The following is a 23,143-nucleotide window of genomic DNA, read 5'->3' on the forward strand; positions in this document are numbered from 1 at the left end:
ATTATTATTAATTGGATAGAAGAAATATTCGACTAATTGGTGCGCTAGTTTAAGTATTGGCTGCATTTACAGGGTAACTTTTTCTTTTTGAGTGATGGAGTTAACTACTTCCGTGAACTGATGTTATGTCTATAGATCTATTTGAGGCTATTATTATCGCAATCTGCGGTTATTTAGAGTATATTTTTTCAGGAAGCTTTTTGATTACAAATAAATGCGTGTTATGGTTGCTGATAACCGTTTATAGAGGTGAATGATTCATCTAAATTAATTTGGAGGTGTAATATTTATTAAAATTCTCTATCTTTTTTTACTTTTAGGAATTCTATCTGGAGCAGCTATTACTTATTTCTATGGTCACATACCTTTCTTGTTCTATCTTGTTCTATCTAGTTATGCTTGTGATTTCAGTCATTATCGCAATAAAAGTTCGGAAATGAAAAGTGGCGTTATGTCAACCAGAGGGGTATTACATATACAAACCAGTTCAGTAACCGAATTCTTTGTTCAACTAATTGGCTTTCGATTACTCGAACAAGTAAGATTTTAAATAATCTATTTGACACAAAACACGTTCCATTCATTCTGCCAATGAATGGAACGTGTTATTTAAGCTGTATATCTACCCTGAAGTCGAAGCCCATGTAGCAAAACAAAGCCCAGCCGAATTAATCGAGCTGGGTTTTGTCGTGCTTGAAACATCTCTTCTATTGTTGAGGATGTCGAACGGGAGGTTGAGTATGTAATGAAGTTTTGTGAGCAATAAGACCACTGATTGCAATTCAGCGGCCTTAGACACAGTCACCTTAATGGTGTAGAAGCAGTATTGCCGAACCTGGCGATTGATAAACGTGGGGGTATTTGGCAGTATACACAAACTATGCAGTAAAGGATACGAGGTTAACAGAGTCATTTATGAATGACAACCCTTGTACCTATTGGAACTCTAGATGATAATTCTAGAACATCATTATTAAACATTCTAATACATCCACGTGAGACATTCTTACCGATTGAAGCTGGGCTACTTGTGCCGTGTATACCGTAATGAGGCTTTGATAATCCCATCCAAAGCACTCCAAATGGACCTCCGGGATTACGTTGTTTATTGATGATCGTGTAAGTCCCAGAAGGTGTCGGTGACAATATTTTTCCAACTCCAATTGGATAAGCTTTTATAAGTTTGTTTCCATCAAAAAGTTTTAATTTATGTTGTGAAGTAGACACGTCAATCCATATCACCATGAAAATCAACTCCGTTCTTTGACTAATGTATGAATTAGCCTAGGAATTTGTGAATTAACAGAAATTAATAGAACAGTTAATGAGGATAGAAAGCCAAAATGCTTAATGAACAGTTTAACTATTATACGCCGGGAAAGAAAAATTTCTTACCCTATTGAGTGTAGTTGTATAAGGATTCTTCAACTTTATTGCTTTAGAGACCAAATAAAGTTACTTTGTTGTTATCCATCAGAACACGTTTCATAACTGATATCATAATTGAGTGAATAATGAAGTAACGATAAAGATGCTGGGTTACAAATATAGGAATTTAAATTACAATAAAGTAGTAACAACATCTTCAGCTAACTAGCAGCTTTAGTTCATTAAGAGACACTGGATACAGATGAAAATCAGGTAATTTAGTTAACATTGGAAGTATCTAACTGTTGTATACTTATATACTTAGCAACTCTATTGAAAAAGGCAAAGTTATCGAAAGGTAATGACGCAAAACCACAGGTCTAAAGCATTAAGCTATGACGGCTGGGTTACCGAAAGGGGTAAGAAAGGTAATTGATAGAAAAACGTTTTAAATACTCATTAATTATTATTTTTTTATTTACGGTTGCCCTAGTTCTTATTGATACGACTATAAGTGAGTATGCGAGAAGCCATTATCCATTTATATGGTCACTCTCTCTGATTCCGATTATTATGATTATGAATATGTATCCTAAATGGAAAGTAATTATAGGGTCCGGAGTCTTTTATAGCTTTTTGAAGTACATAACAGAGTTTGGTCAGAAAATTAACCCTGATAATAGCGAAATCAATGCACTTATTTTAGGTTCGCTCATTAATTGGTCTATTACTCTAACTATTGGATACTTCGTAAACAAGTCTTATAAATTATTTCTAAAAGTAGAAGAGCTTACCATTACAGATTCATTAACTGGTATTTATAATCGAAGATATTTAGAGCTTTTTATGGAAAAATCTATTCCTATTTATAAAAGGACGAACAGTTCTTTAGTTTTTATGATGTTAGACATAGACCATTTCAAAGAAGTTAATGATAATTATGGTCATCAATGTGGGGATGAAGCTCTTAGGCATACTTCAAGTATTATTAGCAATAACGTAAGAAACTTTGATGTCTTCGTTCGTTTTGGCGGAGAAGAATTTGCAGTTATTCTACCAAACACCGAAGTTGCTGAAGGGCTAATAATATCAGAACGTATACGTGAGGCTGTTGAGAAATCAGAGTTCATTCATAAAAATGAACATATTCATTTTACAATCAGCATTGGAGTATCTTTTTACAATGGGGATACCGCGGAGGAGTTTATTGAAAAGGCAGACAATGCTTTATATAAAGCAAAAGAAGGTGGTAGAAATCAGATAGCAATTATTAATTGATAGGACTTTTGCTACTAGTTATTTTATAGGAGCTTACTAATTTAAATGAATACTCTTTTTTTTCACTAACGAGTGTGAAACCTCTGTAATGGAGGTGGATGAACAGCCCCAAGTCTAGCGATAGGTAATAATTATTTTTCAACTGTGCATTGCACTGATCGGGTAAGGACGTGGAAACATCACTTCATACAATGATGCCACAGTGCAAGCTCTTCGATTAAGAGTAACTTGAAACTTATAATTAAGAATATCATCGTTAGATGGAACGCGGAATGACGGGAAACTGTCATGAAGATTTGTTTTAGATGGCAAGATAAATCTAGAATACATGTTTCATACCCCTAGTTTATTGTGCTTGCAAAGAAATGATAATACACATTTGAAAAAATATGAAATGAATTACTCAGAAAACAGGGACTTTAGTTGAGCAAGGACAAGGTTTTTAAATAATCTAATTGCACTTGGGGCTAATTAAATTAAATAATATTTTATGTTTTACAATAATAAATCCGTTTCATTCCACGATTGAATGAAACGGGTTATTTTTATTACCTTTATACGGAAGGAAGAATCCACAGAGTGATTTTCAAAACTAAAACTTGTAGATAAGTTGTATATTTACTCGGAAGTGGGAGTTAATGTAGCAAAACGAGACCGAACTAGCTGATACAATTTTCTAGTGTAGCTATTAATTTGAATTTTTAGAAGTATCTTTAGTTTATAAAAAGTTTCAACTGTATGGGATAGCACAGGGAAATTTAGATTTACAACGTTAAGCACATTTTCAAGACGCTACCTATATAGATCTTTTGTTCAAAAAACTCTAGTATATGATCTAGGAAAATCACATAGAATAGTAAAGAAATACTGTGACTACTACTGGATATGGAGGGAATATATTCATATGAGTATCAGAGTGATTCGGCAGCTGATTCGGTCAAGGAAACAGGAATTAGTCGAACTTGCTGCTTCATTTATTCGAATTCCATCCGAAAATCCATCGCCCGAGTTTAAGAAGCAATCGGCAGAAATGGGACGCCATATTAGCCGATACCTAGCAGCAAAAGGGTTTTTGATTACCGAGCACCGCACTAGTGAAAGCGCGTTAGTTACCGTAGTCTGTGATGCTCCCTTAACTAGGGTACCCGGTCCACGACTCCTATTTTGCGGACATACAGATGTCGTACCTGCAGGCGACCGTTCACGTTGGACCTTTGACCCTTTTTCGGGAGAAGTCAAATCAGGTATGCTTTTGGGTCGGGGAGCCTCCGACATGAAAGGCGGCTTGGCATCAATGATCTTTGTGGCTGGACTGCTTCAGGAGTTTGCCCCCACTCTTAATTTGAAAGGTAGCATAGGAATTATTGCTTCTCCGGATGAAGAAAATGGCGGCATTGAGGTCGCCTCTCTCCTGGATCAAGGATTGATTAAGGGAGATGCTTGTCTTATTGGCGAACCAACGCACCCCCACCATCCGGTTGTTGGTGAAAAGGCCATGGCATGGATGCGGGTGACTATACCAGGTCAGACCGGGCATGGCAGCCAACAACCGCTTTCTGGAATCTCAGCTGTACGAAGAGGGGCAGCCGCGGTCGAAGCACTAGCTAAACTATGGGAGCTCAAAGCAACGCCTCCGGCAGAACTTAGTCAGCTTTTGTACAATACTGAATGGTTCCTATCTCAGGGTCAAGGACATCCTTTAATGTCACAATTACTATATCGTCCCTCTTACAATCCAGGTGTAATCCAGGGCGGAACAAAGGTAAACACCATCGCAGACAGGTGCATCATTGAAGTGGATACCCGGGTTCCATTCGGAATGAAGTCCGAGTTTGTACAGGGTGTCGCCAGGAATCTTGTCAAAGCTGTAGCGCCAGGTGCTGTTGTAGAGCCAATAGTACCCTATAATAACCCGAACTGGACCTTAGAGAATCGCCCAATTGTGCGGTCTATCGAACTGGGGATCCAGCGTGTCCTCGGAATAGAGGAACCTGTCTTCAGCGTACTCTCGCTTGGTTCTAGTGATGCCACTCACTTCCGGCGCAATGGCATTGATACCGCCTTTTATGGTCCGGGGCTGCAAGATACTATCCATGGGTACGATGAGCAGGTTTCAGTAGAGAACTTAGTAGAATCTGCCGAGATATATGCTGAGACGGCAGTCCAGTATCTTAGGTCATTTTAAATCTATTTTCACAAAACTTTATGTAGAGTCAGGATTTTTACGATTTATACCGTTAAGATAGAACCTCTAGTATTAATAAGGTCTAACATTATATAGTCTATATATGTATATTGCTATTTTAGTTGTTGAATAAATTTCTGTTTTTAATTTCACAAAACACGTTTCATTCAGCCATTGAATGGAACGTGTTATTTTTATTGCCTTTTTACGAAAGGAGGAAGTCGTAAAGTGGTTTTTTGAACTAAATTTGTAGAAGTGAGCTGTATATCTACCCGAAAGTCGAAGTCAATGTAAAGTAGCTAAGCAAGTTAAGATTTCGCGTTCCTAAATCGTTGAACAAAAGCTATTTTGAAAAGCGTAAAGAGGATAGTGTTGGAAGATTCTGATATATAGGCTATAATTCTATCTATATAATAAAAAAGTGGGGATGAAAATATGAAGTTTTCAATGGATTCCGGTGATACTAATTTTATTGGTGTAGTAAATGCAGAGAAATATAAATCATTTGTGCATGAAGATTGGAAGTTAGATATTCTCTTACAACATTTTTCTAACGAAATGGAAAAAGGAGATATTTTGGTGTTTCAGATGACGGATGAAGGAATAGAACATTCTTGGAAAGTAGAAGTACAAATTGGAACGGAAGAAATAGTTCGAAATTGTTATAGGAAAGCTGTAGGTTATATTAAAGTAACTGAGAATAAATTATACTTAGTTGACTATGACTGTCTAACTATGGCGGCTCAATTTGAAAGTGATAAAGTACCAAATGAAAATTGCTCCAATTACAAAGTTAATATCGGAAATGGTATTTATATGGTTGAGGTAGTTCAATTTTATAATGTAGATAAGGATGAATATATTGGGAATAAAGATGCCGATATATTACTGAATTTTATAAAAGTATCCGACTTCAAACAAGTAGCTAATACTGTTTTCTGGTGTAACTATTAAGTTGAGTTTCATAAAGCATCCTTAATTTACTGTAAGGGTAGCTTTTTCTTATTGAACAAACGAGCAGAATAGCACAATAAGGTCTTTCTATTTTGGTATACAATCAACACAAAAGATTATAAAACGTTAGAGGATTAATAATTTTTTGTGTTGATTATATAAAATAGAACATCTGAAAAGGAGTGGGAGAAATATTGAAAACACGAGTAACGGAGATTTTAGGAATTAAATATCCAATTGTACAAGGGGGACTTGCTTATCTTGCTTATGCTGAACTGGCTGCTGCGGTCTCGAATGCAGGGGGACTTGGACAAATTACTGCGGCAACGCTTGGTTCACCTGAAAAACTTCGAGAGGAAATTCGTAAAGTACGCACACTTACCGATAAGCCATTCGCCGTAAACTTTGCTATTGCAAGACATGACGGGCATTATAAAGAACTACTTGAAGTTGCCATTGAGGAAAAAGTACCGGCAATTTCAATTACTGGCGCTAATCCACAACCAATTTTCCAACGAATTAAAGAAGAAAATATTAAAACACTTGTTCTTGTAGCAGGTGTTAGACAAGCACAAAAAGCGGAAGAACTCGGTGCTGACATGGTAATGGTAGTTGGCCAAGAAGGCGGAGGACATTTAGGCCGTGAGGATATCGGCACAATGGTTCTTACTCCTCGTGTGGTCGATTCCGTATCAATTCCAGTATTAGCAAGTGGTGGCATTGGAGATGGACGAGGTTTGTTAGCAGCTTTAGCTTTAGGAGCAGAAGGAATCGAAATGGGTACTCGCTTTATTGCTACCCAAGAGTGCGTTCATGCAAATGAGAAATACAAGCAGGCAATCCTTCATGCAAAAGAGACGGATACAGTAATTATTAAGAGATCATTAGGCTCGCCGGGACGAGTGTTGAAATCTGAATATACTCTGAATATTATTGAACGTGAAAAGGAAGGCGCAACCTATGAAGACCTGCAAGATATAGTTAGTGGAAAAGCTAATTGTAGGTATATCTATGATGGAATTGAAACAGACGGTTTCGGATGGGTTGGACAGGTAATCGGTCTAATCGACGATATTCCAACGGTTCAGGAGTTATTTGATGAGATGATGTTAACAGCAGGAAAAGGATTGAATCGTATAGATAATATTATTGGAGAACGAACTCACAGATAGTTTTTAACTATATTTATTCCTAATCACTGTGTCGGTACTGGTTGCTTCGGAAACCTTTTTTTACAATGAAAGTTAAGATTGTGAAATAATGTACTTAAACTATAGGGTAGATTTACTTGGACAAGGGTAAGATTTTAAATAATCTATTTGATACAAAACACGTTCCATTCAACCATTGAATGAAACGTGTTATTTTTATTGTCTTTTTACGGAAGGAGGGAAATTTAAGTATGTTTTTCAAAACTAAAATCTGTAGAAATAAGCTGCACATCTACCCTGAAGTGGAAGTTCATGTAGCAAAACAAAGCCAGCCCGAATTAATTGTGTTGGGTTTTCTCGTCCTTGGCACATCTCTTCTATTGTTGAGGATGTTGGAAACTCAAAACTACAACAAGAATATGCGGTTTTGGGTGAAACGTATTTCTCACAATGCAAATGCGTTACCCGAATTATTATGGGAGGAAGGTGAACAGTCAAATCAATTGATGATTAGAAAACAGAACAAAGAGCAACTACAATTACTCAGCTATAAGATTTCAAGAACTATTCAAACGTTGTTTATTTTTGAAGAAAATCATCGTGCACCAATCAAAATGGAGCAGATACATGTGTACTTCGGCAAGTGGGATTGGATAAAACAATGAAACTGAAAGGAGGTGAGGTAGATGGGAATGCCCATCGTATGGCAAGGAAGTGATTGCTTCACTCATATGCTTGCTGTTGGTCCTACACGTTGCGGCAAGACGGCTACGATATTAAAGCCGATGATTTATCAACTGCTGCTACAGAAGAAACGAGGGGTGCCATTAGGTATTTCCGTTATCGAACCTAAAGGGGATGTGGCGGCAATGGTAAATGAAATGTGTATCGAAATGGATATCCCGTGTATTCACGTAGATCCTGACAAACCCAATTCTGCGAGCTTTAATCCAATGGAAGGTGACACGGATACAGTGGCGGAAGCAACGGTCGTTGTATTAAAAGGGTTGTTTGGCAAGCAGGATGCGTTCTTCGCCACCGTACAGGAACTATCTGCACGTAATGTTACGAAACTGCTTAAAGAACTGCATGGCAACAACATGGATATCGTTGATGTAATGAACACGCTACGCGATCAGAATGTTTTGCAGCAAAAGGTATCGGAACTGAAACATCGGGACGGCATGACGGACTTGGTCCATTTCTTTGAATCAGAATTACTCGGAAGCATGCGTGAGAAATACCAGCAATTCGTAATAGGACTTAGAGCGCAACTTGAAAACATCGTGAGTAATGAAGCCCTGCGAACTATCATGACAGGTAAGAGTGATGTGAATATTGATGAACATTTGGAAACGGGCGGCGTTCTGGCAGTCAATACAGCACTTGGAAAGCTACGCAAAGCAGGTGATGCCTTCGGCCAATTCATGATTATGCATTTACAAAACGGAACGTTCAGGAGACCGGGAACAGAAGATACCCGCATTCCCCATTTTTTAATTGTCGATGAATATAGTCGTTACATCAATCCTGACGTGGAAATCTTCTTATCGCTCGCTGCCGAATATAAGGTAGCGGGTATTTTTGCTACACAATCTCTTGGTCAACTCGAAATTGAATCAGGAAATCTTGGTCCGAAAGCAATGAAACAAGCGATTCTTACGTCTTGCCGAAACAAAATCTGTTTTGGTGGTATATCTGCACAGGATGCTCAAGACTTTGCAGATGAATTCGGCAAAGATAAAGTCATCATGCGGCAAAGCACCTATAAGAATCGTATTTTACTGCCACGGCTGTTTCCTGACTCGTATCGGGATACAGAGGATGAAGAATACCGTTTTGATCCAACGGATTTAATGGACGGCATACCGAAATTTAACTATGTCCATAAACTCCTACAGGACGGCACACCGCAGAAACCAGCGTTAGCTAAAGGTCAATTTGTTCCCCGTAATTGGAAGGAGTTGAGGGAATGGGAAGATGGAACGTCATTTAAAAAGTTAAAGGGGAACAGGCTATTCAAACGTTTACACAGTCGAATGAAGATGGAAAAGGAACAGGTGTCTGAACCTGGACAGACGAGTCAAGAGGGGGCTGAATCAGCAACTGAAACAATTATTCAGCCCGAACTTGAAACGCTACATTCTTTTGAAGTAACAAATGATAATAAACAATCAAATGCTTCTCATTCAAATGAAACAAAACAGGAAGCTGAAATGAAACGTGTTCCTGAACAGGAAAAGGAATTGAGGGAGCCGAGGAAGTCCATCGTGCAAGATTCAAAAGTAAAGGATGCACAGTTACCGGTTACAAAAACAAAACTAAAGGAAACGAGCAATGTAGTGAAGTCTAATGATGGATTTTGGGATTAGCAAAATGAAACGTGTTTCAATGGAGTATAGAAAAAAGCTCAATTTCTCAATTTTATTGCTGAGGAATTGGGCTTTTAATATTGGGATATTCAATCAATTATATTAGGGTACAATTACATCTGTTTCAATCAATCGTGGATGAATCTTTCTCGCTTTTTCATATGTTTCAGCTGAGTTAACTGAGTATACATGCAGTTTTAGGCCTGTTTTTTTGATTTTTTTGGCAGTATCTTCATCTATATTGTTAATAGATGTTGAATAAATGGCGTTTTCATATTTTTGTAACTCTTTAATATCGGCATCTACATTCTTTAATGCATTTCCAAGAAAGGTCACAGTTGCTTCTGGGTACCATCTGTTAAATTGATCTCGAATACTCGTATTACTCAATACAAAAAATGAATGATTTAATACTTTCGTTTCTTTAGCTTCTTCCATAACACCGTCTACGAATTCCTTGTCATCCCAGTCGCCTTTTGAACCATCAAAATTGATACCAATATTGTATTTATTAGCTTCATCTAACACTTCATGAAGTGTTGGTACTTTATAAATGGTCATATTACCCTGTTTATCTTTAATTGCAAAGCTTTGAATTTCTTTTAATGTTAAATCTTTTACCTTTCCAGAGCCTGTTGTTGTACGATCGACTGTTTGATCATGCATTAATATAAATTGATCGTCTTTCGTTTTTTGTACATCGATTTCAACAAAGCCATAACCTAATAATCCAGCCTGCGTAATCGACTCTAATGTGTTTTCTGGAGCAGCCACTTGTGCACCACGGTGAGCACTTAACTCGGTTTTATTACTATGTAGCCAGTTATCATTCGGCGCTGCACTTACAGCACTTTCAAACAGAATAGATGTTAAAAACATAAGTAAAGCTAACGATAGTAATAGATTCTTCTTCATTTTTCCCACTTCCTATTCTATATAATTGGTACATCTTTATAATATATACATAATGTAAACTACACATTAATTTTTAATTAAATTTGTGTTAATTTATGTCATTCACTAAAAGAATACTGCAAGTAACATTGACTATACGGTGAAAGTATACTTGGAATATTCATCCTCGCAAATAGTAAGCAGATTAACTGGAATTGATATATTCATTTAAAAAGGGTACTCACCAAAGTTGGAGTAAATGATACAATTATATTTCATCATCATGAACAATGAGTTGAGGGACCAATAATTGAGATGCCTAGTAGATACCATGATCTTGGAAACAAAAGATAGCATCTATTTGGAAATAAGGGGGAGTTGGCGGTGGAGAAGCTAGGCAGGAATTCAATAAATGGCGTGAAGAATATAGGAAAGCAAGATATGACAATGAAATGATTAAAAGGGTGATAATTGAATGAAAATAGAATTGTTAAATGCTATTGATGAAGAGTTTGAAATGTGCCCTGAAGCCTTTGGAGGGCCTGTTAATATTGAGGGTGTCAATTTTTTCTTCAGCTTTCATTTCTTCTTTTACTTCTTGTTTTACCTCATTTTCAACCGGTATTGAGACTTCGACTTTCTTCGGTTCCATTTTTGGCTCTTCCTTTACTCCTTCGGCTGAATCATTTCCACACGCTGCTAATATGAGTACCGTTGATAACATTAGTAATGTGATAAGTTTCTTCAATTTCATTCCTCCTAATGATGTAATAGTTCCATGGTACAACATTTATCGCGGAATGGATATATGTGGATGTAAAGGGAAATAGCTACTCTCCATTATTCATCATCCATTCAAACAGCCTTGCCGATTTCTTGCAGTATCTTCAGAAATAAAGGTGACATCTGGACTCGGCATCCTTCACGTCGGTTTTGCGACCCGGCACTCCAGGCTGGTGCAACAACCATAGTAGGATTAATCTCCCATGAGTGCTTCCCGTTAGGGAGCGACATTCTGTGATGCACCGCTGATTTTGCACTACATGTATGGCTAACGGGAGCGTTGCACGGAAAAGTTATGCCAATGGATATGCCGGATGGCAGAAAAACTAAATAGCGTGAGAGCTTTTTTTGTGAAAAAGAACAGACGAACTTCCGAATGTACGGGTCTCTGTTATTCTTTTTCTTGATCGGCTACCTTTTCATGAATATCTACTTCGATTGCTTGGACGTGTTCATTTTTAAGCTCTTGTTGAGGATGAGGATGGAACCACTGTATTTCCCCTTCATGGACAAAGCCTTTATATTCTTCCCCTTGAATTTGGATTTTAAATTGTAGACGTTCGTGCAATCTTCCCTCAAATGCTAGAGTAAGTTCGACGTCTTTTCCTTCGCTAGCCGTACGATGTTCGTTCATCAGCTTATAGATACTTTTTTCTAAAGTATCGGTTTTATCTTCACCTAGCATTTGTCTCGGGTGTGGTTGAAGCCATTGAATTTCCTCATTGTGAAAATGCCCCTTAAATTCATCACCTAGAACTTCGACTGTGAATTCGTATCGTTCATAAAGCCGTTCCTCAAATACAGGTTCAAATTCGACTTTTTCTAGTTCGTTTTCGAAAGACATTATTTTTCTCCTTTTAGAAATACTCCTCTTGAGTAATTTCCTGGATTAATAATTATTATTCAGCTATTTCAATAACCGGACGTAATTAATTTCAATTGCTTGCCATTCATTTTATCAATGGTAATAATACTATGTTTAAGGTTCGGTGCGAGGACCCCAAATAAGCCCCTTTAAAAGACATTTTTCGCTAGGACATTGCCTTTCTTTTTCTCACGCGCAGATTGATTTTTCGGACGTGTTTGCGTTTGTTCATCTGTTAAACGATAGGTGATGACGGGTGCCCCGAGCTACTGATTTTCCCTATGTATGCCTCCGAAACCTCAATCATTTCACCGTATTCTAACTTACTCTTCAGCTGTGCCATGTCGAGCTGATGACATTTCGTTGTACTCGCGACTTCCTACCGAACAGACACAAAGGGCTATAAGCTCATTCGCTGATACTTATTATCTCGCCTGATAAAACCAGTTTCTTTCGACATTTTTTGTAGGACGGCCGGTGATAAAAAATGTTGTAGTTCTTGTATGAAAAGTTTGATTTCTTCCGAAATGACATCTTTCATCAAACAACATCATCCTATCTCGTAAAATTCATATGATAAGCATAGTGTTACACTTTTTTGGGGATATGATTTTAACTTAGGTTGATGGGCATGTGAAGCTGCCCCAGGACCCTAGAATATAGGACTTTGGGGCAGCTTCAATGTTTAAAGGTTAGGCATTAGTTTTCGGGCAAATAAAAACAGCCATGTGCTTAAGACGAACGGCATAGTGAGGGGCGGCAGACCATAGGGCAGTAAAAAGCTATCCAGACTCGCGGTGATCAGCACAGATATTACCGCTGCAAGCAGACCAGAAATAGGAACTAATTTCTTTTTGTTATGAAAAACGTCCGAAACGGCAAAAATAGTTAATATGGCATTATATCCGTATAATCCAGAATTCATTAAAGAGTGTTCGCTTCCTAAGTAATAAGCAGCCAGCAAGGAAATAATGGTTGCATATATAGCGAGCATACCGAGTCTTTTGCTAGCAAAAAAAATGCCGGCTAGAATGAGAAGACCGCTCCAAATATTATCAAGGAAATATATTTGTCCAAAACTTTTCGTAAAGCCGCTTATCAAATCAACGGGACCAGAGATATCCAAATGCCAATAAGCCAGACCTTGCGGAACGAGAGAATTAATCACTTCGAAAAACTGTAAACGATGTGAAGCAGTCAGTAAAAACCAGGTAAAAATGATGTAAGGAAAGGTAAGAGAAGGGACATCAAATGGTTTTGTTAAATGCATCATCCCTGCTGTGAATATGGCAGCTATCACGGCACTGAACAATGCGATGATCCAAAGATGATTTCCTTCTAAAAAAATCACCGTTGCTAAACCGGAGAGAGCTGAGTTGAAGCTGAATAAACCTTGAGAAATCAGTTTTTCGTCGGCCCCGCCTATTTTTGCGGTAACTGTACCGATAAACGAGGAGATGAAGGTCATGATGCTTAAGGGGACGGAATAGAGAGAAATGGCTACAAGCACAATAAGACCGGTGATGGCATTTTCAATTAATAGAACTTGGGAGATCCCTTTTAATGAAGCGGAAAACATGGTAAGCACATTGCTTGCAGTTAGATGTTTTTGCATAAAAAAGCCCCTTTAATAAATTTCCTAAAATGCAATATTAAATGCAACAATAGATGAAATCCTATTAAAACCGTAATATGACGATGGATATACATTTTGCTTGAGAATAAATCGACGAATCAATCCATTATGATGCTCATTCGTGCCTGTTCACTAGAAGTATATGGATGAGTGAAGTAGTCTTCAATCTTCTCTCTTTTGAGTGAAAGGCTTAATTCCGCAAACTCAGACCCATTGTCGAAGGTGATGGTTTTGAAAACGGAAGAAAAAAGAGAACCATAGTGTTTTTGGATTTTTGTCATCGCTTTCGTCACTGCCTCACTCGCTTTCGCATCGATTTTCACGATGATTTCTTTACGTGTTTTTCGTTCTGTCAGTGTTAGTAACGCCTCATATTTTCTTTTACAACAGCCCATTTGATTTCACTTGAATATACATTTTTGCCCACGCAAAAATACCTCCGATTTAAATACTTTTTTGAAGTATACCCATATCGAAGGTGTTTTATATTGTTTCGTTATTTAGGTTAGTCCATTAGTCGACTTAATCATCTACGGTTTATCTGTGACCTTTCATCTTTTAAGTTGTTGCATTTGATTATACAACTAGCCCTTTAATAAATTAAATAAAGAATTAAAAGTTCATGTATAAAAATTGATGTATATGGAAATTGATGGATGAGCTAATCATATATTATTTAGCTGGAAAAAATCAAAGTAATTTATTGTGAAATGGAGTAATTTGTATGCATTTGTTGCCTAGAGAACAAGAAAAATTATTAATTGTTGTGGCAGCTGATTTGGCAAGGCGTCGAAAAGAACGAGGACTGAAGCTGAATCACCCGGAAGCAGTTTCCTTGATTACGCATGAAATTTTAGAAGGAGCCCGTGACGGTAAAACCGTTGCAGAGTTAATGGAATATGGTGCAACGATTTTAACGGTCGAAGATGTCATGGAAGGCGTGGCCGATATGATTCACGATGTGCAAGTAGAAGCGACGTTTCCAGATGGTGTAAAACAATAATCGTTGCCGCGATCTCTTCTCCGATGCCCGGAATTGATTGGATAATCTTATATTCTGCAATATCTTTTGCCGAAGCATCTATCTCCTTTTCCAAGCTGGATAGGTGCTTCTGGTATTCCAACAACACTTTTATATACATTTCCATGGTGAGAATATGACTCTGATAAAGGGTGTTCTGGAACGGATTACGTTTAGCTACATCAATTAATCCTTCATAATAGTATCTTAACATTAATATCCAAAGAAAAATTATATGAACACAATGTACACAAAAGGAAAGAATACAAATGATAGTATATGTAGAATTAAATGACACCAATGTTGTTTTCAAAAAGGAGAAAAAAAGCTATGGATTTTAATTTAATTTGGCAAACAACCCCGTCGGACAACCTCTGGATGTCGTATAAAGCATTTATACATCCGTTGAGTTGACAGCGTGGAAACCATAATGCGGTCCTAAGTTGAAAAAAACCATAACCCGATATAATAGTTCAATCAACGACATTCTTCGACAAATTCCGCAAGCTCGATCTAGACGGGCCCCAATCTACTGGACGGTTGTCCAAAATGGCATATTCATGCAAATTAAATTAAAAGAAGTAATGAGAACGTTAGTTGCGTCAATTTTCTGAATCCTAAAAGGTTTGGTTTTTTTATTAATTAAAAAAAGAGGTGCTTTGAATTGAAATTATCACCGGTTGAACAGGAAAAGTTGCTGTTGCACGTTGCAGGAGAGCTTGCAATTAAGCGTAAGGAACGCGGAGTTAAGCTGAATTATCCGGAAGCTATCGCATTAATTTGCCACTACATTATGGAAGGCGCGCGTGATGGCAAGACTGTTGCGCAACTGATGAGCGAAGGGAAACAAGTGCTTACGGTTGAGGATGTAATGGAAGGCGTCGGCGATATGATCAGTGATGTGCAGATGGAATGCACATTCCCAGACGGTACAAAACTTGTGACGGTCCACCGTCCAATTCAATAATAGGAGGCTTTGACAATGATTCCAGGAGAAATTAGAACAACTGAAGGCATGATTGAAATAAATGCCGGACGCCCCGTGAAAGTGGTACGCGTTGCGAACACTGGCGATCGTCCGATACAAGTCGGATCTCATTTCCATTTTATTGAAGTTAATAAATACCTTGAATTCGACCGTGAACAGGCAGTTGGTATGCATTTGAATATCCCGTCTGGTACCGCTGTACGTTTTGAACCGGGCGAAGAGAAGGAAGTTGAATTAGTTGAGTTCGGCGGAAAACGTCACGTGTTCGGACTGAATAATTTGACGGAAGGTTCGACGCATAATAAGGACGAAATTTTAGATAGAGCAGCAGAAGCAGGATTTAAAGGAGCCGAGGATAAATGAAAGTAACACACGAACAATATGCCAAAATGTTCGGTCCGACAGTAGGCGATAAAGTGCGTCTTGCTGATACGGATCTTTGGATTGAAATTGAAAAAGACTATACATCATACGGTGATGAAGGTGTTTTCGGTGGAGGAAAATCACTTCGCGTATCGATGGGTCAAAACGGTGAAAATGTTCGCGCTGAAGGCGTTCTCGATACAGTCATTACGAACATTATGATTATTGACCATACAGGTATTGTAAAAGCAGATATTGGTATTAAAGATGGCCGTATCATAGGTGTCGGAAAAGCAGGAAATCCGCTATCGATGGATGGTGTAGATCAGGATATGATCATCGGTGTAGGAACAGAAGTATATGCGGGTGAAGGATTGATCGCAACAGCGGGTGCTGTCGACACGCATATTCACTTCATTAGTCCTCAGCAAGTTGAAACCGCACTCAATGCGGGTACGACTACATTCATCGGTGGTGGAACAGGCCCGGCCGCAGGTTCAAAAGCAACGAGTTTGACAGCGGGCGAGTGGCATCTCCACCGGATGCTACAAGCGGTTGAAGACCTACCGATCAACGTTGGGTTACTTGGAAAAGGGAGCGCATCTACGACGGAACCAATTATTGAACAAGTCCGTGCAGGTGCAATTGGCATGAAAATTCATGAAGACTGGGGTGCGACTCCAGACGCTCTTGATCAGAGTCTTACAGTTGCAGATGAATACGATATTCAAGTGGCACTTCACTCTGACACGCTCAATGAAGCGGGCTTTGTTGAAAATACAATCGAGGCGATTAACGGTCGTGTTATTCATATTTTCCATACAGAGGGAGCAGGCGGAGGGCATGCGCCAGACCAACTGAAATTGGCTGCATACCCAAATATCTTGCCGGCATCGACGAATCCGACAAAACCATTTACGACAAATACAATCGATGAACATTTAGACATGCTTATGGTATGTCACCATTTGAAACACGATGTACCTGAAGATGTAGCGTTTGCAGATTCACGAATTCGTCCTGAAACAATCGCTGCAGAAGATATTATGCAAGATCTAGGTATTCTTAGTATTATGTCATCCGATTCACAAGCGATGGGGCGTGTGGGTGAAGTAACAATGCGTACGTTCCAAACAGCCAACAAAATGAAGATGCAACGCGGCCCACTTCCGCAAGACGAAGGAAAAGACAACGATAACTTCCGCGTAAAACGTTATATTTCAAAATTAAATATTAACCCGGCGATTGCACACGGAATCAGCCATGAAGTTGGTTCAATCGAAGAAGGGAAATTGGCGGATATTATCCTTTGGGACCCTGCATTTTTCGGTGTGAAAGCAGAAGTCGTTATTAAAGGCGGAATTGCTGTTTACGCAATGACTGGTGATCCAAACGCGTCTATTCCAACGCCGCAACCGATGATGGGACGCCGTATGTACGGTTTCCACGGTCAAGCACCACAACACGCGGCAATGACGTTCCTCCCTAAAATTGCAGTAGAAGAAGGCCTTCCTGAAAAACTAGGCCTTAAGAAAATGATTGGTACTGTTAAAAACTGCCGTAACATTGGTAAAGCAGACATGAAACATAACAGTGAAACGCCGGAAATTGACGTTAATCCTGAAACGTATGAAGTGAAAATTGACGGCGTACTTGCTACATGTGAACCGGTAAGCGTTCTCCCGATGGCACAACGTTACTTCTTATTTTAATTGCTGAAAATTACCGAATGTGCTCAAAAGGAAAGGTCGAAATGGCTGACCAGAAATTTTACAGCTATTTCGACCTCGCCCTATTGAACATGCTGAAAGGGAGAATGCTGAATGCTTATAACTAAAGTCATTGGTAACATCGGAACGGAAGAAGAACTTGCTGGTAAAAAGACAGAGTGGATTGAGCTTGACTGGGAAGAGTTGAGTAAACGCATTCTGCGCAAAGAAACAGATCAAGGTACAGATATAGCGTTATCACTTGAACAACAGGAACATCATGATGAACACGAGCATCATGACCACGACGATCATCATCATCACGAACATCAGCCGTTACAATATGGCGATATCTTATTCGAGGATAACGCACGTCGTATTGCCGTTCGCACAAAAATGGAGCCGGTTATCGTGATTAGCCCAAAAGACATGACAGAAATGGGTAAAACGGCTTTCGAACTTGGTAATCGCCACACACCGGCATTAATTGAGGAAAACGAAGTCATCGTGCGTGCAGATCATACGTTGAATAAATTGCTAGATGAAGTGGGTGTCGCATATGAAACAACTGAAAGACGATTCAAACAACCATTCAAATACCGCGGACACTCTCACTGATCTTGCCTTTTTACGGTTAATTCAGATTCATGATTCCGCGTTTCCGATAGGGTCTTTTACGCAGACGTATGGCATGGAGACGTACATTCAGGAAGATGTAATCCGGACGAAAGAGGATTTGGTCGCTTATTGTACGTCGTTTCTTTTTCAAAACCTGGTGCGTGGGGATGCGATTTTGATCAAAGAAGCGTATGCTGCGGCTCAGGAACAGGATATTGAACGACTTCTTTATTTGGAGCAATTATGCGGAGCAATCAAGCTTGCGAAGGAGTCACGTGAGGCAAGTGTGAAACTCGGTAGACAGTTCATTAAAACGGTTTCCCCACTCGGGACGGATGATTTCCTTGTTGACTGGAAAGCCCGCATTGATACGAAAGAGATTAAAGGACATTACGCCATTCTCTATGGTATTTACAGTGCAACGACAGGTGTCAGTGCACATCATGCGGTCATGACGTATTTGTTCGCATCGCTTAACGGACTCGTCCAAAATGCGGTCCGTGCGGTGCCGTTCGGACAAACTACCGGTGTTCAGGCGACTTATGAATTGATTGAACAGGTGTCGGAAGCAGCAGAATTAGTTTCCACATTGACGGAAGACGACATTAGTAATAATGCGTTAGGTATAGAACTTGCTTCTATGAAGCATGAGTATTTGTTCTCAAGATTGTTTATTTCGTGATGAATTGAAAGGAGTTTTTCTAAATGAAACCAGTACGTATTGGCATCGGTGGACCAGTTGGGTCAGGCAAAACTTCGCTCGTTGATCAACTTACACGTGCGATGCATAAAGAATATAATGTAGCGGTTATAACGAATGATATTTACACACGTGAAGACGCTCAGTTTTTAATAAATAGCGGCGTTCTTGAAGAGAATCGCATTGTAGGCGTTGAAACGGGAGGTTGCCCACATACGGCAATCCGCGAAGATGCTTCGATGAACTTTGCAGCAATCGATGAGCTGAAAAATCGCTTTGCAGACCTTGATATTATTTTCGTGGAAAGCGGCGGCGACAACTTGTCCGCTACATTTAGCCCAGAGCTAGTTGACGGCTATATTTACGTCATTGACGTAGCAGAAGGCCAGGATATTCCGAGAAAAGGCGGACCAGCTTTGACGCGTTCCGATCTATTATTGATCAATAAAACAGACCTTGCACCATACGTTGGCGTTGATCTCGATCTTATGGACAGCGATGCAAAAAAAATGCGTAACGGACGTCCGTACATTTTCACTGATGTAAGAACACAGAAAAACGTCGACCAAGTTGTCACTTGGATTCAGCACAATATGCTACTAGAGGGTGCGGGATCCGCTGGTTCAAATGCTTAATCCGTCTCGTGCTATCCACCACGGAAAACTAGATTTGGAATTTGAACCTAGAAGAGGCTACACGCGAATGCCTCATGTTTTCCAACAACCCCCATTGAAGGCGAGTCGTGAACTGTACGTAGGAAAAGACCCGAAAGCGACCGTTTATATAATGGAGTCGTCTGGCGGGATGGTTGCCGGGGATCGGAATGACATTACAGTGAAACTTGCACCGGATAGCAGTGTAAGATTGGTTCAGCAGTCCGCTTTAAAGATCTATCCTTCGTATACGGGAGATACTTGCGTGCAGAACATTAACGTCGAACTAGAAGCCCGGGCGCGCCTCGAATGGATGCCAGAAGTAATTATTCCATTTGTAAATGCGAAATTCCGAGGCGACACGACGCTTCGAATCGCCCGCGATGCAACTGTATTATGGGGTGAAATCGTTGCCCCAGGGCGCGAAAAGCGCGGCGAGATATTTGATTATCAAACGTTCCATACGAATTTCAAGATTTTTGTCGAGGACGAATTAATTGCTTTTGACTCCCTGCATTTCTCACCGAAAGAAGCGGCACTTGGCGACATCGGAGTACTGGAAGATGCAATGTATATCGGTTCAATCTGGCTCGTATCACCGAAAGCCGCAGATGTCGACGTCCGTGCATTACAGGAAACACTTCGGGTCGAAGAAGGCTTGAAGGCCGGAATGACAAGGCTTGAAGGAAATGCCATCCATTGCAGATGGCTCGCGGTCGATCAGTGGACGATGCAGGAAGAGATGAAGCGCATATATGAGCTGCTGTTGGCAGAAATAGTTTAAGAGGACACTCCGATAGAGGGGTATCCTTTTCGAGTTGTGGGGTATTGAGTGAGCGTTGTTTAGCATGTTGTAAACTTTGTTTGTAATGTTGCTTTGCGATTGCGTTGTCTAGTTTGGTTGAAACGTCGTTTACTCACGATTTTCGTCCAAGAAAGAAAAAAATACCGGTCATCGTCCTTGGAATGGGTATACTTACTATATAGTTTTACATGTAAAAGGGGATAATCGTAATTAAAAAATTTATCTAAAAGGGGAATACTTTCATGAGCGGTTATAACGCAGTATCAGCAAAAAATACGGAGAATGCTCCGAACGGTAACGGTCTATATTCACAAAGCGTAGCTTTCTCTCATTACAATAATCTTTCAGCTCAATTGCCTGTCGATCCAAAAACAGGTAAATTGGTAGCTGGTGGTATAAAAGAGCAAGCTGAACAGTGCTTTAACAATATCAAGGCAATTGTAGACAGCATCGATCATGTTATGAGCGATATTGTTCGAATCACGGTATTCGTTAAGGATATAAAAGATGTTGACGCTGTAGATGAAGTTTATAAATCATTCTTCCCAACTTATGTTCCTGCACGTACAACAGTTGAAGTTGCAGCTTTGCCGATGGATGCTATGGTGCAAATTGAAGCACTTCTTTCTCACGGTGAAGGTTCAATTCCAAACGCTCCACAAGCAGGCGACCTTATAAAGCTTACAAACAACACGGCAAATGCACCTACAAGTCCTCTATCTACACAAACCGTGGCTTTCTCTCACTACAATTATCTCTCAGCTCAATTGCCTATCGATCCAAAAACAGGCAGATTGGTTACAGGTGGTGTAAAAGAGCAGGCTGCACAGAGCTTGAAAAATATCAAAGCAATTTTAGAGAGTATCGACGTTCCTTTTGACGATATTGTTAAAATTAATATCTTCCTTAAAAACCTCTCGGATATTGAAACCGTAAACGAAGTTTATACAACATTTTTCCCAGACTCGGCTATCGCCAGGGCCGCAGCCTATGTCCCTGCACGGACAACAGTTGCAGCTTCAGCTTTACCTATGGATGCTTTGGTACAAATTGAAGCAGTGGTGTCACACGGAGATGGTACACCCCCACAAGCTGTTGAAGACAGGCATGGAATCGTCATAAAGGCAAACAACACTGAAAATGCACCAAAGAGTTCTCTATCTACACAAACTGTAGCGTTTTCCCATTACAATCACATTTCAGCTCAATTACCTTTGGACCCAAAAACTGGTGAAATGGTAGCTGGTGGTGTAAAAGAGCAGGCTGGACAGTGCTTAAAAAATATCAAGGCAATTTTAGAAAGTATCGACCACGTTATGGACGATGTAGTTAAAGTAAATATCTTCCTTAAAAATATAGCAGATATTGATGCTGTAGACGAAGTTTACACAACATTCTTCCCAGGCGGTGTTCCTGCACGAAGAACAGTTGGCGTATCAGCTTTACCTAAAGATGCTTTAGTCCAAATCGATGCAGTTGTATCAAACGCTGAAGGAACACCTCCAAAAGCATAACAGGCATTTGTTTGTAAATACAGGAACTATCAAAGTTACTTGTTAATGCCGATGGTGAATGCGAAATCGGTATTGATTACCCATTACGCCAAACTTTTTCTCGAGCCGTTCAAGCGACATCAAAGCAGGTTCATTATTTGCTCCGACATGCTTCAACAGTGGTTAGATGGTTCAAGCTTCACATTCGAATACCAGGATGATAAGGTGATCAGTCTCCATAACTTCGAGGATTATCTAAAAGAATTGCTAAATAACTCTGACGAAATTGAGAAAGAGTTTCCAAGCATGTATAGCGCAATAGCTACTGTACTAAAGAAGTTGGATGATGAAAGAAAGTTTGAAAAAAGAACTCCGAGAATTCCTAAAAACTTTTCAAGGAAGTGAGAGCCAAGTTATTCACTGATAAATTTTTGAATAGGTCTTGGTCAGTGAATTATTATCAAGCTTCTTTTTTAGAAGTTGGATTGAACAAGGATTACATGTAATCAAAATAAAAATCAGAATGAAAGGTACAACAATTTTGCAGACTACATCAGAATACAGCTTCAATCAACTCCTGTGAATATCTATTTTATAGAGGTGCTAATAGAACGTGATAGTAATACCGCAAAATATTGAAGAAACCGAGCTGCAAGATGCTCGGCTTTTTTGCGTCTACAATTTTACTAGTCATAATGAGATCCTCAAATTATGATATTGACAAAACTCTATTGTATTTATTCGAATGTTTACTGATGTAGTCATAACCTTTAAGTATTGACACCGTTTTCGGAATGCAGTAATATCAAGGTATCAAGCAGTGTCATAACTAAGTATCATAAGTAGACCACAAGAAAAGGAGTAAATACATATGAAGTATGGTTATGGTCGCGTTAGTACAGCGTCACAAGATTTAGAGTTACAGCTGCAGACGTTGGAAAGTGAAGGTTGTGACAAAATCTATTCCGAGAAATTCACTGGAACTAAATCGGATCGTCCTCAACTTGTAGAGTTACTATCATTGCTGAAAAAAGGGGATACATTGGTAGTTACAAAGCTAGACCGATTCGCAAGGTCGGCAGAAGATGGAGTAAATCTAATCAAAGAATTGCTGTCAAAAGGAATCAAGGTTCACATATTAAATATGGGACTTGTAGAAGACACATCAATGGGCAGATTAATTTTAAGAATGTTATCAGCCATTGCGGAATTTGACAGGGATATGATAGTTGAACGATTAGCAGAGGGGAAAGCCATTGCGAAGCAGAATCCTGATTTCCGTGAAGGTAGACCGAAGAAATTCACTA

21 protein-coding genes, 3 pseudogenes and 1 riboswitch are annotated in these 23,143 nt (G+C 39.3%); of the genes and pseudogenes, 16 read left to right on the forward strand and 8 right to left on the reverse strand.

What is annotated here, in order from left to right:
* Positions 1 to 909: 909 nt before the first annotated feature.
* Entirely contained in the window at positions 910 to 1,245 is a 336-nt protein-coding gene (locus AC25Y5_RS10265; protein ID WP_488140188.1) for a L,D-transpeptidase, read from the reverse strand.
* A 454-nt stretch (positions 1,246 to 1,699) separates the two neighbouring features.
* Positions 1,700 to 1,783: riboswitch (cyclic di-GMP riboswitch) on the forward strand.
* A gap of 17 nt (positions 1,784 to 1,800) precedes the next feature.
* Here AC25Y5_RS10265 and AC25Y5_RS10270 point away from each other — a divergent pair.
* The 6 genes from AC25Y5_RS10270 to AC25Y5_RS10295 all read left to right on the forward strand — a co-directional run bounded on the left by AC25Y5_RS10270 (position 1,801) and on the right by AC25Y5_RS10295 (position 9,308).
* Complete coding sequence (locus tag AC25Y5_RS10270; RefSeq protein WP_488140189.1) at positions 1,801 to 2,646, forward strand: GGDEF domain-containing protein; 846 nt, start codon at positions 1,801 to 1,803, stop codon at positions 2,644 to 2,646.
* A 904-nt stretch (positions 2,647 to 3,550) separates the two neighbouring features.
* A complete protein-coding gene (locus AC25Y5_RS10275) occupies positions 3,551 to 4,831 on the forward strand; it encodes a M20 family metallopeptidase (RefSeq protein ID WP_488140190.1) in 1,281 nt (426 codons plus the stop codon).
* Positions 4,832 to 5,278: 447 nt separating this feature from the next.
* Positions 5,279 to 5,785, forward strand: a complete 507-nt coding sequence (locus AC25Y5_RS10280; RefSeq protein WP_482103321.1) for a hypothetical protein — start codon at positions 5,279 to 5,281, stop codon at positions 5,783 to 5,785.
* A 194-nt stretch (positions 5,786 to 5,979) separates the two neighbouring features.
* Positions 5,980 to 6,957 (forward strand): NAD(P)H-dependent flavin oxidoreductase, encoded by a 978-nt coding sequence (locus AC25Y5_RS10285; protein ID WP_488140191.1) that lies wholly within the window; start codon positions 5,980 to 5,982, stop codon positions 6,955 to 6,957.
* Between the two features lie 230 nt (positions 6,958 to 7,187).
* The gene (locus tag AC25Y5_RS10290; RefSeq protein ID WP_488140192.1) at positions 7,188 to 7,601 is read left to right on the forward strand and encodes a hypothetical protein; all 414 of its coding nucleotides are present in this window, start codon (positions 7,188 to 7,190) and stop codon (positions 7,599 to 7,601) included.
* 21 nt (positions 7,602 to 7,622) lie between these two features.
* On the forward strand, positions 7,623 to 9,308 hold the full coding sequence (locus AC25Y5_RS10295) for a type IV secretory system conjugative DNA transfer family protein (RefSeq protein ID WP_488140193.1): 1,686 nt from the start codon (positions 7,623 to 7,625) through the stop codon (positions 9,306 to 9,308).
* A gap of 102 nt (positions 9,309 to 9,410) precedes the next feature.
* Here the strand turns inward: AC25Y5_RS10295 and AC25Y5_RS10300 are convergent, their stop codons facing one another.
* The 6 genes and pseudogenes from AC25Y5_RS10300 to AC25Y5_RS10325 all read right to left on the reverse strand — a co-directional run.
* On the reverse strand, positions 9,411 to 10,223 hold the full coding sequence (locus AC25Y5_RS10300; protein ID WP_488140194.1) for a glycerophosphodiester phosphodiesterase: 813 nt from the start codon (positions 10,221 to 10,223) through the stop codon (positions 9,411 to 9,413).
* A gap of 469 nt (positions 10,224 to 10,692) precedes the next feature.
* Positions 10,693 to 10,950: a hypothetical protein gene (locus AC25Y5_RS10305; RefSeq protein WP_488140195.1), complete on the reverse strand. Its 258-nt coding sequence runs from the start codon at positions 10,948 to 10,950 to the stop codon at positions 10,693 to 10,695.
* 426 nt (positions 10,951 to 11,376) lie between these two features.
* Positions 11,377 to 11,829, reverse strand: a complete 453-nt coding sequence (locus AC25Y5_RS10310) for a hypothetical protein (RefSeq protein ID WP_488140196.1) — start codon at positions 11,827 to 11,829, stop codon at positions 11,377 to 11,379.
* A 188-nt stretch (positions 11,830 to 12,017) separates the two neighbouring features.
* Positions 12,018 to 12,214 (reverse strand): annotated as a pseudogene (locus AC25Y5_RS10315) (IS4 family transposase); the annotation flags it as partial.
* 321 nt (positions 12,215 to 12,535) lie between these two features.
* Positions 12,536 to 13,465 (reverse strand): urea transporter, encoded by a 930-nt coding sequence (locus AC25Y5_RS10320; RefSeq protein ID WP_488140197.1) that lies wholly within the window; start codon positions 13,463 to 13,465, stop codon positions 12,536 to 12,538.
* Positions 13,466 to 13,564: 99 nt separating this feature from the next.
* Positions 13,565 to 13,869: pseudogene (locus AC25Y5_RS10325) on the reverse strand (IS30 family transposase); the annotation flags it as partial.
* 341 nt (positions 13,870 to 14,210) lie between these two features.
* Here AC25Y5_RS10325 and AC25Y5_RS10330 point away from each other — a divergent pair.
* Positions 14,211 to 14,489, forward strand: a complete 279-nt coding sequence (locus AC25Y5_RS10330) for an urease subunit gamma (protein WP_488140198.1) — start codon at positions 14,211 to 14,213, stop codon at positions 14,487 to 14,489.
* Here the strand turns inward: AC25Y5_RS10330 and AC25Y5_RS10335 are convergent.
* Positions 14,485 to 14,685: pseudogene (locus AC25Y5_RS10335) on the reverse strand (IS110 family transposase); the annotation flags it as partial. The gene AC25Y5_RS10330 and the pseudogene AC25Y5_RS10335 overlap by 5 nt on opposite strands.
* A 486-nt stretch (positions 14,686 to 15,171) precedes the next feature.
* On the opposite strand from AC25Y5_RS10335, the gene ureA reads away from it, so the two are divergent.
* The 9 genes from ureA to AC25Y5_RS10380 all read left to right on the forward strand — a co-directional run.
* Positions 15,172 to 15,474: an urease subunit gamma gene (gene ureA, locus AC25Y5_RS10340; RefSeq protein ID WP_482105274.1), complete on the forward strand. Its 303-nt coding sequence runs from the start codon at positions 15,172 to 15,174 to the stop codon at positions 15,472 to 15,474.
* A gap of 15 nt (positions 15,475 to 15,489) precedes the next feature.
* The gene (locus tag AC25Y5_RS10345; protein ID WP_488140199.1) at positions 15,490 to 15,858 is read left to right on the forward strand and encodes an urease subunit beta; all 369 of its coding nucleotides are present in this window, start codon (positions 15,490 to 15,492) and stop codon (positions 15,856 to 15,858) included.
* The gene (gene ureC / locus AC25Y5_RS10350) at positions 15,855 to 17,570 is read left to right on the forward strand and encodes an urease subunit alpha (protein ID WP_488140200.1); all 1,716 of its coding nucleotides are present in this window, start codon (positions 15,855 to 15,857) and stop codon (positions 17,568 to 17,570) included. Before AC25Y5_RS10345 ends, ureC begins: the two co-directional genes overlap by 4 nt.
* A gap of 111 nt (positions 17,571 to 17,681) precedes the next feature.
* The gene (locus tag AC25Y5_RS10355) at positions 17,682 to 18,185 is read left to right on the forward strand and encodes an urease accessory protein UreE (protein WP_488140201.1); all 504 of its coding nucleotides are present in this window, start codon (positions 17,682 to 17,684) and stop codon (positions 18,183 to 18,185) included.
* Positions 18,127 to 18,867, forward strand: a complete 741-nt coding sequence (locus tag AC25Y5_RS10360; RefSeq protein ID WP_488140202.1) for an urease accessory protein UreF — start codon at positions 18,127 to 18,129, stop codon at positions 18,865 to 18,867. Before AC25Y5_RS10355 ends, AC25Y5_RS10360 begins: the two co-directional genes overlap by 59 nt.
* A 23-nt stretch (positions 18,868 to 18,890) precedes the next feature.
* Entirely contained in the window at positions 18,891 to 19,520 is a 630-nt protein-coding gene (gene ureG, locus AC25Y5_RS10365) for an urease accessory protein UreG (RefSeq protein ID WP_488140203.1), read from the forward strand.
* Positions 19,513 to 20,322 carry an urease accessory protein UreD gene (locus AC25Y5_RS10370; protein ID WP_488140204.1) on the forward strand — a complete coding sequence of 270 codons (810 nt, stop codon included), beginning with the start codon at positions 19,513 to 19,515 and terminating at the stop codon, positions 20,320 to 20,322. The genes ureG and AC25Y5_RS10370 overlap by 8 nt, the downstream gene beginning before the upstream one ends.
* A 263-nt stretch (positions 20,323 to 20,585) precedes the next feature.
* Positions 20,586 to 21,857 (forward strand): RidA family protein, encoded by a 1,272-nt coding sequence (locus AC25Y5_RS10375; RefSeq protein WP_488140205.1) that lies wholly within the window; start codon positions 20,586 to 20,588, stop codon positions 21,855 to 21,857.
* A gap of 850 nt (positions 21,858 to 22,707) precedes the next feature.
* Positions 22,708 to 23,143, forward strand: a 436-nt coding sequence (locus AC25Y5_RS10380; RefSeq protein WP_488140206.1) for a recombinase family protein, incomplete at its 3' end; no start/stop codon positions are given.

The organism is Sporosarcina sp. Y1011 (assembly GCF_057669885.1).

Coding starts and splice junctions, on each gene's coding strand:
- AC25Y5_RS10265 (WP_488140188.1), bottom strand. CDS start 1,245: ATGGTGATATGGATTGACGTGTCTACTTCACAACATAAATTAAAACTT.
- AC25Y5_RS10275 (WP_488140190.1), top strand. CDS start 3,551: ATGAGTATCAGAGTGATTCGGCAGCTGATTCGGTCAAGGAAACAGGAA.
- AC25Y5_RS10280 (WP_482103321.1), top strand. CDS start 5,279: ATGGATTCCGGTGATACTAATTTTATTGGTGTAGTAAATGCAGAGAAA.
- AC25Y5_RS10290 (WP_488140192.1), top strand. CDS start 7,188: ATGTTTTTCAAAACTAAAATCTGTAGAAATAAGCTGCACATCTACCCT.
- AC25Y5_RS10295 (WP_488140193.1), top strand. CDS start 7,623: ATGGGAATGCCCATCGTATGGCAAGGAAGTGATTGCTTCACTCATATG.
- AC25Y5_RS10300 (WP_488140194.1), bottom strand. CDS start 10,223: ATGAAGAAGAATCTATTACTATCGTTAGCTTTACTTATGTTTTTAACA.
- AC25Y5_RS10310 (WP_488140196.1), bottom strand. CDS start 11,829: ATGTCTTTCGAAAACGAACTAGAAAAAGTCGAATTTGAACCTGTATTT.
- AC25Y5_RS10320 (WP_488140197.1), bottom strand. CDS start 13,465: ATGCAAAAACATCTAACTGCAAGCAATGTGCTTACCATGTTTTCCGCT.
- AC25Y5_RS10330 (WP_488140198.1), top strand. CDS start 14,211: ATGCATTTGTTGCCTAGAGAACAAGAAAAATTATTAATTGTTGTGGCA.
- AC25Y5_RS10345 (WP_488140199.1), top strand. CDS start 15,490: ATGATTCCAGGAGAAATTAGAACAACTGAAGGCATGATTGAAATAAAT.
- ureC (WP_488140200.1), top strand. CDS start 15,855: ATGAAAGTAACACACGAACAATATGCCAAAATGTTCGGTCCGACAGTA.
- AC25Y5_RS10355 (WP_488140201.1), top strand. CDS start 17,682: ATGCTTATAACTAAAGTCATTGGTAACATCGGAACGGAAGAAGAACTT.
- AC25Y5_RS10360 (WP_488140202.1), top strand. CDS start 18,127: ATGAAACAACTGAAAGACGATTCAAACAACCATTCAAATACCGCGGAC.
- ureG (WP_488140203.1), top strand. CDS start 18,891: ATGAAACCAGTACGTATTGGCATCGGTGGACCAGTTGGGTCAGGCAAA.
- AC25Y5_RS10370 (WP_488140204.1), top strand. CDS start 19,513: ATGCTTAATCCGTCTCGTGCTATCCACCACGGAAAACTAGATTTGGAA.
- AC25Y5_RS10375 (WP_488140205.1), top strand. CDS start 20,586: ATGAGCGGTTATAACGCAGTATCAGCAAAAAATACGGAGAATGCTCCG.